The 12062-nt window shown below is 70.4% G+C and carries 11 protein-coding genes; 6 read left to right on the plus strand and 5 right to left on the minus strand.

What is annotated here, in order from left to right:
• Positions 1 to 46: 46 nt before the first annotated feature.
• The gene (locus AB5J49_RS28920; RefSeq protein ID WP_369171730.1) at positions 47 to 610 is read left to right on the plus strand and encodes a hypothetical protein; all 564 of its coding nucleotides are present in this window, start codon (positions 47 to 49) and stop codon (positions 608 to 610) included.
• Here the strand turns inward: AB5J49_RS28920 and AB5J49_RS28925 are convergent.
• Together AB5J49_RS28925 and coaA are read right to left on the minus strand one after the other, a co-directional pair.
• Positions 607 to 1554: a DUF389 domain-containing protein gene (locus AB5J49_RS28925; protein WP_369171732.1), complete on the minus strand. Its 948-nt coding sequence runs from the start codon at positions 1552 to 1554 to the stop codon at positions 607 to 609. The genes AB5J49_RS28920 and AB5J49_RS28925 overlap by 4 nt on opposite strands.
• Positions 1555 to 1601: 47 nt before the next feature.
• Positions 1602 to 2570 carry a type I pantothenate kinase gene (gene coaA, locus AB5J49_RS28930; RefSeq protein WP_369171733.1) on the minus strand — a complete coding sequence of 323 codons (969 nt, stop codon included), beginning with the start codon at positions 2568 to 2570 and terminating at the stop codon, positions 1602 to 1604.
• Positions 2571 to 2771: 201 nt separating this feature from the next.
• Between coaA and AB5J49_RS28935 the strand changes: the two genes are divergently transcribed.
• From AB5J49_RS28935 to glmS, 3 genes are all read left to right on the plus strand, one after another.
• Complete coding sequence (locus AB5J49_RS28935; RefSeq protein WP_369171734.1) at positions 2772 to 3794, plus strand: ATP-binding cassette domain-containing protein; 1023 nt, start codon at positions 2772 to 2774, stop codon at positions 3792 to 3794.
• Positions 3791 to 4606 (plus strand): ABC transporter permease, encoded by an 816-nt coding sequence (locus AB5J49_RS28940; RefSeq protein ID WP_369171735.1) that lies wholly within the window; start codon positions 3791 to 3793, stop codon positions 4604 to 4606. The genes AB5J49_RS28935 and AB5J49_RS28940 overlap by 4 nt, the downstream gene beginning before the upstream one ends.
• Positions 4607 to 4717: 111 nt before the next feature.
• The gene (glmS, locus tag AB5J49_RS28945) at positions 4718 to 6565 is read left to right on the plus strand and encodes a glutamine--fructose-6-phosphate transaminase (isomerizing) (RefSeq protein WP_369171736.1); all 1848 of its coding nucleotides are present in this window, start codon (positions 4718 to 4720) and stop codon (positions 6563 to 6565) included.
• Positions 6566 to 6653: 88 nt separating this feature from the next.
• Here the strand turns inward: glmS and sigJ are convergent, their stop codons facing one another.
• Positions 6654 to 7577 carry an RNA polymerase sigma factor SigJ gene (gene sigJ, locus AB5J49_RS28950; protein WP_369171737.1) on the minus strand — a complete coding sequence of 308 codons (924 nt, stop codon included), beginning with the start codon at positions 7575 to 7577 and terminating at the stop codon, positions 6654 to 6656.
• A 121-nt stretch (positions 7578 to 7698) separates the two neighbouring features.
• On the opposite strand from sigJ, the gene AB5J49_RS28955 reads away from it, so the two are divergent.
• The gene (locus AB5J49_RS28955; RefSeq protein WP_369171738.1) at positions 7699 to 8124 is read left to right on the plus strand and encodes a hypothetical protein; all 426 of its coding nucleotides are present in this window, start codon (positions 7699 to 7701) and stop codon (positions 8122 to 8124) included.
• Here the strand turns inward: AB5J49_RS28955 and AB5J49_RS28960 are convergent.
• The gene (locus AB5J49_RS28960) at positions 8066 to 9247 is read right to left on the minus strand and encodes an FAD-dependent monooxygenase (protein WP_369171740.1); all 1182 of its coding nucleotides are present in this window, start codon (positions 9245 to 9247) and stop codon (positions 8066 to 8068) included. The genes AB5J49_RS28955 and AB5J49_RS28960 overlap by 59 nt on opposite strands.
• Before the next feature lie 45 nt (positions 9248 to 9292).
• Complete coding sequence (locus AB5J49_RS28965; protein ID WP_369171741.1) at positions 9293 to 10729, minus strand: NAD(P)H-hydrate dehydratase; 1437 nt, start codon at positions 10727 to 10729, stop codon at positions 9293 to 9295.
• A 187-nt stretch (positions 10730 to 10916) separates the two neighbouring features.
• Here AB5J49_RS28965 and AB5J49_RS28970 point away from each other — a divergent pair, with 187 nt between their 5' ends.
• Positions 10917 to 12062, plus strand: a complete 1146-nt coding sequence (locus tag AB5J49_RS28970) for a hypothetical protein (RefSeq protein WP_369175295.1) — start codon at positions 10917 to 10919, stop codon at positions 12060 to 12062.

A 12062-nucleotide genomic window follows, 5' to 3' on the forward strand; every position in this document is an offset into this window, starting at 1 on the left:
TGGGTCACTGATTGTTTCACTGGCGTCGAGGCCGCCCTTGCGTGGCGTGCCCCTCGACGGAAGTGAGAAACGCAGCATGAAGACAGTGACCAGCCCCCTGAGACGCGCGGCCGTTCCGGTTTTGGCCGCCGGTCTCCTCGTCACCGCTTTCGCCACCCCGGCCGCGGCGCAGACCCCCGGCTCCACCGCGTTCCGTGTTTTCGGCAACGTCTTCCTCAGCGCGCGTGCCGGCGCGGTGAACAACGTGACGGCCGTGGTCGTCGGCGGCAATCTGAGGCTCACGGACACCTCGGGCATCGCGCTGGGGCCGGGCTGCTCCACTCGGGTGTCCGCCACCACCGTGGAATGCGGCGCCGCCGGCACTGTCGGCCGGCTCTCGATCGGCCTGGGTGACCTGGGTGACACTTTCGACGGGCAGAGCGTCTCTGTCCGCACTGTTGTCGATGCCGGCCCGGGTCTCGACACCTCCGTGAGGACCGGCGGCGGCAACGACACGATCGGCGTGAGCGACGGCGTGGCCGGCGAGCAGGTGACCTGTGGTGGCGGCACCGACGTCGTGTTCCGGGACGCCGGGGACACCATCGGCGCGGACTGCGAAGTGCGCTACTAGACGCTGCCCGTCTTCGCCGGACGCTCGCGCTGCCTGGACCACAGCCACTTCTGGGCCAGCAACGTGAGCGTGCCGGCGAGGACGATGCCCAGCAGGTTCAGCAACAGCTGGCCCGTCGAGAGCCAGGTCTGTTCGGCGTCGTCGTAGATCAGGGCCACGGCCGCGTTGGCGGCGGCCGGGACCGTCGTCACCGAGATGGCGACGCCGACCAGGGCGCCGGACTTGGCGGACGTCAGCGAGAGGGTGCCGGCGGCGCCGGCGAGGACCGCCACGACGAAGGAGAACCAGTCGGGGGCGTAGATGAAGCCGGTGTTGGGCCGCTCGGCCTCAAGCTTCGCCTCGGTGAACAGGCCGACGGCGTCCATGAAGTAGCTGAAGCCCACCGTCACCGCCATCGCCACGGCGAAGCCGACCAGCAGCGCGATCAGTGAGCGCAGCGCCAGGCGTGGCGCCCGCTGCACCACGGCCGTGCAGATGCCCGCCAGCGGCCCGAACTCCGGGCCGACCGCCATCGCGCCCACGATCAGGATCGCGTTGTCGAGCACGACACCGCAGGCCGCGATCATCGTGGCGAGCGTGATGAAGGCGAGGTAGGTGATGGAGAGCGTCGACTCCTCGTGCGTCGCGTCGGTCAGGTGCTCCCACAGCACCGCGTCCGCGCCCTCGCCGGGGGCCTCCGCCTCGGCCTTGTCGGCCCGCTTGGACAGCGACAGGTCGATGTTCTCGACGGCGATGGAACCCTGCTTGTCGAGGTCCAACCCCTGCAGCCCGCTCAGGAGTTCGTCACCCGCCTCACGCGCCACGTCGCACATCACGACGTCCCCGGAAGGGTTGCGGGCGGCGCCCGGCAGCACGACGAGGTGTGTGGTGCCGACCGTCATCTCGATCAGGCGGACCACGTCGTCGGTCTTGTCGGCCGGGGTGATCAGGCGCAGATGCAGCATGGCGTCTTTCTAACAGGCCCGCGTCACGGCCTGACGCCCGGATGGTCTTACAGCTTGCGCAGGCTCAGGCGCTGGACCTTGTGGTCCGGGCCCTTGCGGACGACGAGGGTGGCGCGGCCTCGGGTGGGGGCGATGTTCTCCACGAGGTTGGGCTTGTTGATGGTGCGCCACATCGTACGGGCGTAGTCGAGGGCCTCCTCCTCGGAGACCTGGGTGTACTTGCGGAAGTACGAGGAGGGGTTCTGGAAGGCGGTCTCGCGCAGACGCTTGAAGCGGTTGAGGTACCAGTGCTCGATGTCCTCGGTGCGGGCGTCGACGTACACGCTGAAGTCGAAGTAGTCCGCGAGGCCGACCCGGGTGCGGCCGTCCTTGCCGGGGAGGGCGGGCTGCAGGACGTTCAGGCCCTCGACGATCAGGATGTCGGGGCGGCGGACCGTGAGCTTCTGGTCCGGGACGATGTCGTAGATCAGGTGGGAGTAGACGGGGGCCGTGACCTCGTCCTTGCCCGCCTTGATGTCGGCGACGAAGCGGGTGAGGGCGCGGCGGTCGAAGGACTCGGGGAAACCCTTGCGCGACATCAGGCCGCGGGCCTGGAGCTCCTCGGTGGGGAGCAGGAAGCCGTCCGTCGTGACCAGCTCCACGCGCGGGTGCTCGGGCCAGCGGGAGAGCAGGGCCTGCAGCAGGCGGGCGACCGTGGACTTCCCTACGGCGACCGAGCCGGCGACTCCTATGACGAACGGGGTGCCGGACTGGGAGCCCTGTTCGCCGAGGAAGGTGTTGAGGGCGCCGCGCAGGCCGTCGGTGGCGCCTACGTAGAGGTTGAGGAGGCGGGAGAGCGGGAGGTAGATGTCGCGGACCTCGTCGAGGTCGATGACGTCGCCGAGGCCGCGCAGCTTCTCGACCTCTTCCGCGGTGAGCGGCAGCGGGGTCTTGTCGCGCAGCGCGCTCCACTCGGCGCGGGTGAGGTCGACGTAAGGAGTCGCCTCCGGCCTCTGCCGGTGGGCGCTCCGGGGCATCGGGGAGACCGGAGAGATCACAGTCCATTGTTACGGGAGTACGAACAGGCGGTGAGGTGGGATCCGTCACGCGGGTCCTCGTCTCGGTCATTTTCGGGAGGAAGTGGGACAGGGCGGGGAATGTCAGTGGCGTGCGTCACAGTTGTGGGGGAGGTGGGCCCGGGCCGGGGTCCACTGAACCGAACCCCCGAGGGGGAACCCATGGCGTATGCGATAGAGGCGGAAGGCCTGGTCAAGCGGTTCAAGGAGACCGAGGCGCTGGCCGGTGTCGATCTCGGGGCCCGCAAAGGCTCGGTGCTCGGGCTGCTGGGGCCCAACGGTGCCGGGAAGACGACGGCGGTGCGGATCTTCGCGACGCTGCTGAGGCCCGACGGGGGCAGGGCACAGGTGGCCGGGCACGACGTCGTCCGGGAGGCCGGAGTCGTACGCGCCATGGTGGGGCTGACCGGGCAGTACGCGGCGGTGGACGAGAACCTGACCGGCACGGAGAACCTGCTGCTCATCGGTCGGCTGCTCGGTCTGCCGAGGAGGCAGGCCAGGGCGCGGGCGGGTGAGCTGCTGGAGAGTTTCCAGCTGACGGACGCGGCCGGGCGGGCCGTGAAGACCTTCTCCGGCGGCATGCGCAGGCGCCTGGACCTCGCGGCCAGCCTCGTGGGCCGGCCCAGCATCCTCTTCCTCGACGAGCCCACCACCGGCCTGGACCCGCACAGCCGCAGTGAGCTGTGGGACCTGCTGCGCGGCCTGGTCGCGGACGGTGCGACCGCCCTGCTGACCACGCAGTATCTGAACGAGGCCGACGTACTCGCCGACGACATCGTGGTGATCGACAAGGGCCGGGTGATCGCCGAGGGGACCCCCGATCAGCTGAAGTCCCAGGTCGGGGGCCAGGTGCTGGAGCTGCGGCCGGTGGCGGAGCAGGACCTCGCGCGGGCGCACCTGCTGGTGGCCGGGGCCGCCGGTCCGCAGGCCCGGATCGAGGGTGAGACGATCACCGCCCCGGTGAAGGACCCCGAGCTGATGCCGGCGGTCGTACGTACGCTCGACCGCGAGGGGATAGCGGTCGGGGAGCTCGCCCTGCGCCGCTCGTCGCTCGACGAGGTCTTCCTCGCCCTGACCGGCCACCGCGCCGAGCCCGGCGCGCCCGAGGGCAACGGCGGCGCGGCCGTCCGGGACGAGGGCGAGGGCGAGGGCGCCGAGCCTCAGAAGGCGGTGAGTCGGCCATGACCGCCACCACCACGACCGTCACGGCCCCGGTCACCAAGTCGGGCCGGGTGCGGCCGCTCGACGGGCTGCGGCAGACCTTCACGATGGCCTGGAGGAGCCTGGTCGCGGTCAAGCACAACCCGCTGGAGCTGGTCGACTACAGCATCACGCCCATCATGTTCGTGTTCCTCTTCACGTATGTGCTGGGCGGGCAGATGGCCGGATCGCCCGAGGCGTATCTGAAGTACGCGTTGCCCGGGATCATCGTGCAGAACACCCTGTTCATGACGATGTACACGGCGATGGCGCTCAACACCGACCTCACCAAGGGCGTCTTCGACCGGCTGCGCAGCCTGCCGATCGCCCGCTCCGCCCCGCTCATCGGCCGGATCACCGCGGATCTCGCCAAGCACGTGTGGGCGCTGCTGCTGATGATCGGCCTCGGTCTGCTGCTCGGTTTCCGGATCACCGGCGGGGTCGACGGGTTCCTGCTCGGCACGCTGCTGGTGGTGGTGTTCGCCGCGGCCGTGTCCTGGAGCGCGGTGCTGATCGGAATGCTGGCGGGGGATGCGGAGAAGGTGCAGGCGTTCGCCTTCACGATCATCTTCCCGATCACCTTCACCAGCAGCGCGTTCGTCATGGTGGACACCATGCCGGGGTGGTTGCAGGCGTGGAGCGACGTCAATCCGGTGACGCATCTGTCCGACGCGTTCCGGGGACTGTTGCTGGGTGGGGCGGTGGCGGAGCCGGTGTTGTGGTCGTTGGTGTGGGCTGCGGGGATCGCGGTGGTGTTCTATCCGCTGGCCATGAGGGCCTATCGGGCCAAGGTGTGAGGGTGCGTCGGGCGACGGGTGGCATCCGTCGTACCGAAGGGAGGTGGGAATTTCCGGAATCGGGCACGCTACGGCCTTTTCTGAGCGGAGTTCGGTCGTAGGCTGCCGCGCATGTGCGGAATCGTGGGATACGTGGGGTCGCAGTCGGCGCTTGAGGTCGTGATGGCCGGGCTGAAGCGGCTGGAGTACCGGGGGTACGACTCGGCGGGTGTCGCCGTGCTGGCGGACGGAGGGCTGGCGGCCGCGAAGAAGGCCGGCAAGTTCGTCAATCTGGAGAAGGAACTGACGGAGCGCCCGCTGCCGACCGGGACGACGGGCATCGGGCACACGCGGTGGGCCACGCACGGGGGACCGACGGATGCCAACGCGCATCCGCACCTCGACAACGCCGGGCGCGTGGCCGTCGTGCACAACGGGATCATCGAGAACTTCGCCTGCCTGCGCGCCGAGTTGGCGGAGCGGGGGCATGAGCTGGGGTCCGAGACGGACACCGAGGTCGTGGCTCACCTGCTCGCCGAGGAGTTCTCGGCCTGTGCCGACCTCGCCGAGGCCATGCGCCTGGTGTGCCGGCGGCTGGAGGGGGCGTTCACGCTGGTCGCCGTGCACGCGGACGATCCCGATGTGGTGGTGGGGGCGCGGCGGAACTCGCCGCTGGTGGTGGGCGTTGGAGAGGGTGAGGCCTTTCTCGCCTCGGACGTCGCCGCGTTCATCGCCCACACGCGGTCGGCGATCGAGCTGGGGCAGGACCAGGTCGTGGAGCTGCGGCGGGACGGGGTGACCGTCACCGGGTTCGACGGGCGGCCGGCGGATGTGCGGTCGTATCGCATCGACTGGGACGCCGCCGCCGCGGAAAAGGGGGGCTATGACTACTTCATGCTCAAGGAGATCGCCGAGCAGCCCAAGGCGGTCGCCGATACGTTGCTGGGGCGCATCGACACCGCCGGCTCCCTGACGCTGGACGAGGTCCGGATCAGCACCTCCGTGCTGCGGGAGGTCGACAAGGTCGTCATCGTCGCCTGCGGTACGGCCTTCCACGCCGGGTTGATCGCCAAGTACGCCATCGAGCACTGGACCCGGATTCCGTGCGAGGTGGAGCTGGCGAGCGAGTTCCGGTACCGGGATCCGATTCTCGATCAGCAGACCCTGGTGATCGCGATCTCCCAGTCCGGCGAGACCATGGACACGCTCATGGCGCTACGGCACGCCCGTGAGCAGGGGGCCCGGGTGCTGGCGATCTGCAACACCAACGGGTCGACGATTCCGCGTGAGTCGGATGCGGTGCTTTATACGCATGCCGGGCCGGAGGTGGCCGTCGCGTCCACCAAGGCGTTTCTGACGCAGTTGGTGGCGTGCTATCTCGTCGCGCTGTATCTGGGGCAGGTACGGGGCACCAAGTGGGGGGACGAGATCCACGCGGTGATCCGGGACCTGTCGCAGATCTCCGGTGAGGTCGAGCGGGTGCTGGAGACCATGGAGCCGGTGCGGGAGCTGGCGCGGAGCCTGGCGCACAAGAACACGGTGCTGTTCCTCGGTCGGCACGTGGGGTATCCGGTGGCGCTGGAAGGGGCGCTCAAGCTGAAGGAACTCGCCTATATGCACGCCGAGGGGTTCGCGGCGGGGGAGTTGAAGCACGGGCCGATCGCCCTCATCGAGGACGATCTGCCGGTGGTGGTCGTGGTGCCTTCGCCTCGGGGGCGTTCCGTCCTGCACGACAAGATCGTGTCCAACATCCAGGAGATCCGGGCTCGGGGTGCGCGGACGATCGTGATCGCGGAGGAGGGGGACGAGGCGGTGGTGCCGTATGCGGATCACTTGATCTGGATTCCGGCCACGCCGACGCTGCTTCAGCCGCTGGTGGCCACGGTGCCGCTGCAGGTCTTCGCCTGTGAGCTGGCCACCGCCCGGGGGAACGAGGTGGACCAGCCTCGGAACCTGGCGAAGTCGGTGACGGTGGAGTAGGAGTCCGGCACGCCGTCGAGGAAGGTCTTTCGTCGGCTCGTGGACGAAGTCGCGCGTCGCTTCGGGTTCGAGCGATACGGACGTCAGGTCAGCCCTGCCCGCTCTCCGTCCACGGACGGAGTTTCTCCGGATTGCGGGTCGCCCAGATGTGCGTGATACGGCCGTCGGTGAGGCTGAACGCCGCCACGGTCACGGTGACGCCCGCGTGCTGGGCGACCAGGCCGGGGCGGCCGTTGACCGATCGCTCCAGAAGGGTCAGCCCGGGGGCCTTGTCGGCGATGAAGAGCAGGTACTGGGCGATACGTTCGCTGCCCGAGACCGGGCGGAGGACCGCGCCGACCAGTCCGCCGCCGTCGGCGATCATCGTGGCGTCGGGGTCGAGCAGGCCGACGAGGGCCTCGATGTCCCTGGCCTCCCACGCTTTCTTGAAAAGCCGTACCAGGCCGGCCTGCCCGGCCGTCGCAACCGTGGCGGCCTGTGCGGTGCGAGTACGTCGACGACCCGAGGACGCCAGCTGGCGGCAGGCCGCCGGCGTTCGGCCGACGATCTCGGCGATCTCGGTGAAGGGGTACCGGAAGACGTCGTGAAGGATGAACGCCACGCGTTCGGCGGGCGTCATCGATTCGAGTACGACGAGGAAGGCCATGTTCACCGACTCGTCCAGGGTGACCTGGTCGGCGGGGTCGGCCCCGCCACCGTCCCCCGGCCCCCCGATCCACTCCGTACGGTCGGGCAGCGGCTCGGGTATCCATTCCCCGACGTAGCGCTCGCGCCGGACCCGCGCCGAGCCGAGCAGGTCCAGGCAGATGCGGCCGGCCACCGTCGTCAGCCAGGCACCGGGCGACTCGACGGCCTCCTGCTGTTCCCGCGACATCGCGTACCAGCGGGCGTAGGCCTCCTGCACGGCGTCCTCGGCCTCGGTCAGCGAACCGAGCAACCGGTAGGCGATGTTGATGAGCCGGCGTCGCTCGCCGACGATCGCGCTCAGGTGCGGCTGGGGTGGAGTGCTCATGGCCGCGGCCACTCCCCTTCATCTCTCGTCCGCGGTTCGCCTCACATTTCGCGGCCCTGCGTCGTCGGACTACCGAGACACTATCGATCACTGCCACGGGGCAGAGAAGGGGGACCGCGCCATGGCCACCACCACACAGGGGACGGCGAAACCGCGCAGCCTCACGTTCCTGCAGGTCGCGATCGCCCTGCAAACCCTGGCCCTCTTCTTCCAGGCCGTCACCGCCGGAGTGCTGCTGTCCTCCTCCCACGGCGAGTTGCTGCACGGCGTCGGTGCGCGCGTGATGTACGGCGCGTCGATGCTGTACGTGCTCGCCGCGATCCTCGCGTGGCGGCTCGGGGGCGGGAGCCCGCGCCCCATCCTGTACTCGTCCGGCTTTCTCGTGCTCGCCTCGGTGCAGGTGGTGCTGGGCATCGCGCGTGTGCCGTCGGTCCATGTCCCGTTGGGGATCCTGATGTTCGGCCTGAGCGTGCTGGCACTGGCTCAGGTCAGCGTTCTGGCTGCTCGTTCAGGACGTCCGCTCTCCACGCCGTCGCCTGAGGCATGAACCTGTGCTCGGTCGCGTAGGCCGCCATGCGGGCGTTCCGGGCATCGGCCTCGGGGCCGTCCGGCAGGTGGAACTCGCCGCCCGCCTGGGCGGAACGGGCCTGCATGCTCGTGGCGGCAGCCAGCCGTCGGCGGACGTAGCGGTCGAGGGCGTCCGGTACGTCGGGCGGCGTCGCGTCCCTGAGGACGTCGCCCAGTACCGCCGCGTCCAGGATCGCCTGGGCCGCGCCCTGGGCCTGGAACGGGACCATCGCGTGGGCGCTGTCGCCGAGGAGGGTCACGCGGCCGAGGCTCCAGCGCTGCAGCGGGGTGCGGGTGTGGATGCCGTAGCGGTACACCTGGCCGGCGCGTTCGAGGACGCTCAGCACGCGGGGGTCCCATGCGGCGAACTCGCGCAGTTGCTCTCCGGGTTCCGCCTCGGCGGTCCACGACTCCTCGGCCGGCGCCTTCGTGCTGAACACGGCCACCACGTTGAGGAGTTCGCCGCGTCGCACCCAGTAGTGGACGAAGTGGCGGTCCGGGCCGAGCCAGGCGGCCAGCGGGGGCAGGTCGAGGTCGGCCACCTCGTCCGACGGGAGCAGGGCCCGGTAGGCCGCCGTACCCGAGAACACGGCCTCGTCCTTGCCGAAGAGCCACTGGCGGGCCGCGGACCGGATGCCGTCGGCTGCCACGACCAGGTCCGCCGTCAGGCTCTCGCCGGTCGCCGTCGTCACGCAGGCGCAGTCGTCGTCCTGGTCGATTTTGGTGACGGTCGTGTTCAGGCGTACCGACGCGGGTGGTACCGCGGCGGCCAGGGCCGCGTGCAGATCCGCCCGGTGAAGCAGCAGATACGGCGCCCCGAACTCGTCCTCCACCTCGCGGCCCAGCGCGTAGCGGCAGATCTCCGACCCGTCCGACCAGGTGCGGAAGCTCACGTGGGCGGGGTGGGCGGCCCGGGCGGCGACCGCGTCGAGCACGGCCAGTCGGCGCAGCTCTCGCGTGGCGTTGGGGGCGAGCTGGATTCCGGCGCCCACCCCCGTGAAGCGCGCCGTCTGCTCGACCAGCGTCACCTCGACACCCGCGCGGCGCAGGCTCAGTGTCGCGGCCAGCCCTCCGATGCCCGCCCCCACGACGATCGCCCTCATACGACGCCGCCCAGTGAGGCAGACCGCCGCCGTATCGCCCGCTCCTCAGCCCCGTACATCCCGCCAGGCCCCCGGAATCCGCTCGGCCACGTCATGCGCCCCCACCGGCGCCCCGTCCGCCGCGAATCGCGCCGCCAGGCCATGGAGATACGCCGCCACGCTCGCAGCATCCAGCGCCGGGAGCCCCGTCGCCAGCAGCGATCCCGCCAATCCCGACAGCACGTCTCCGCTGCCGGCCGTGGCCAGCCAGGACGTTCCCGTCGGATTCACTCGTACCGCACCCGTACCCCCGGCGTCGGCCACCAGCGTCGTCGACCCCTTCAGCAGCACGGTCGCCGAATAGCGCGCCGCCAAATCCCGCACCGAAGCCAGCCGAGCCCCCTCGACCTCCTCCCGTGCCACCCCGAGCAGCGCCGCCGCCTCCCCGGCGTGCGGGGTCATCAGGGTCGGTGCCGTACGGGCCCGTCCCGCCTCCGCGTCCGCCAGCCGCAGCCCGTCCGCGTCGATCAGCACCGGGACGTCCGTCGCCAGTACCTCCGCCACCGTCGCCGCGTCGTCCCCGGCGCCGGGGCCGACGACCCAGGCCTGCACGCGCCCCGCCTTCTTCGGCCCCTGGTCCGACACCAGCGTCTCGGGGAAGCGGGTGATCACCGCGTCCCCGGCCGGACCGACGTACCGCACGGCTCCCGCTCCGCCCCGCAGCGCCCCCGAGACGGCGAGCACGGCGGCGCCCGGATAGCGGGCCGAGCCGGCCGCGATGCCGACGACCCCCCGGCGGTACTTGTCGGACTCCGCCGCCGGCACCGGCAACAGCCGTGCCACGTCGTCGTGTTGCAGCGCCTCCAGCTCCACCGCGTCGTTCGGCAGCGCCAGACCGATGTCCACCAGCCGTACCACCCCGGCGTACTCCCGCGCCGGATCGATCAGCAACCCCGGCTTGTGCGTGCCGAAGGTGACGGTGAGGTCGGCCCGCAGCGCCGTGCCGACCACCTCGCCCGTGTCCGCGTCCACGCCGCTCGGCAGGTCCACGGCGACCACGGCGGCCCCCGAGCGCTCGGCCGCGGCGGCCAGCTGAGCCGCCTGCGGACGGAGCCCGCCCTTGCCGCCGATCCCGACAATCCCGTCGACGACCAGATGCGCGCGCTGGAGCATCTCCTCGGCGGCATCGAGGCCCGCCGCCCGGCCGCCCGCCCGGCGCAGCGCCGCCAGCCCCTCGGCATGCGCCCGCTCGGGGTTCAGCAGGACCGCCGTAACTCCCGCCCCACGCCTGGCCAGTCGGGCCCCGGCGTACAGGGCGTCGCCGCCGTTGTCGCCGCTGCCGACGAGCAGGACGATCCGGCTGCCGTACACCCGGCCCAGCAGATCCGCGCAGGCGGCGGCGAGTCCGGCCGCCGCCCGTTGCATCAGTGCCCCGTCCGCAAGCCGTGCCATCAGCTCCCGCTCGGCCGCCCTTACCGTCTCCACGCTGTACGCAGTCCGCATGCAACCGAGTCTCGCGTACCGGGAGAAGCTCGTCGCATCCATTGACGCTTTGCCGTGCCTTTGCCAAACTCTCCGGCCCTCACGGGATGAATCGATTCAGTCGAAATGGATTCGATGAGATCGGTTCTATGAGAGGAAGCCCCTCATGGGACGCAGAGCCGTATTCATGGGACGCGGAGCCGCATTCATTGGACGCGGAGCCGCCCTCCTCGCCGTCGCCGGTGCCACCGCTGTCCTCACCGTCGTCGGCACCCTCACCGCCCCCACCCTCGCCGTGGCCGCCGCCTGCGGCGAAGGCTCCTACCAGGCCGAAGCGGTCCTCAGCGGCAGCACCTGGACCGCGCGGCGCGGCAGCAGCACCGTCCATACGGGCGGTGACATGCGGGCCGCCGTCCAGGCGGCGGTCAACAGCCTCACCTCCGGGCGTACCGCCAAGGAGCGGGTGGTGGTGCGGGGTTCGGGAGCGATGTCCGCCGGGTCGCGCATCTCCCTGCCGAGCTACACCGTGCTCGACGTCTGCGGCACCATCAACGTCACCGGCAGCGGTTCCGGCGACCAGGCGCCCGTCTACTCGCGCGGCACCCGGGACGTCGAGGTCCAGCACCTGAACCTCACCGGCAGCCCGTTGTACGGGATCTTCATGCGGAACGTGCAGAACGTCGCCCTCGGGCAGATAGACATGCGACTGTCCGCCGGTCTGGGCGTGCGGATCGACAACCGGGGCGACACCAGCCAGTGGACGCGCAACGTCCGGATCGACGACGTGTACGTCTCCGGGGCCTCCAGCCACGCCGTGGAGACGTACGGCGTCGACGGCATCACCATCGGGACGGTGACCGCGCGCAACGTGGGTGAGTCGGGTCTGCTGCTCAACCAGACCATCAACGCCACCGTCACCAAGGTGGACGCCGAGAACGCGGGGGCCGGTACCGGGTACGCCGCCTTCCGCATGGCCAACCGGAACGGGCGGGTGGGGAGTTCCTACCCGACCAACATCCGGGTGGGCGAGGTCATCGCGCGTGGCGGCGGGCGCGGGGTGTTCTGCGTGTCCGAGAGCGGCGGGGCCGTCATCGACCGGGTCACCCTCTCGGGCACCGGCAACAACTCGGTGCTGATCGAGAACTGCTACAACGTCGACCTCGCCGCCCGGAGCGGCACCGTCACCGGCGGCGGCGAGCTGCGGCTGGCGGCGCGCTCCGAGTTCCCGAACAACCGGGACATCACCGTCCAGAACCTGACCGTGACCAACTCGGCCATCAGGGAGAGTCCTTGCGGTGAGAACACCACGTTCCGGAACATCACCCGCGTGAACACCAGCCAGTCGATCTGCTGA

Origin of the sequence: Streptomyces sp. R28 (genome assembly GCF_041052385.1) — a bacterium.
In the GTDB taxonomy this organism is placed as follows: Bacteria; Actinomycetota; Actinomycetes; order Streptomycetales; family Streptomycetaceae; genus Streptomyces.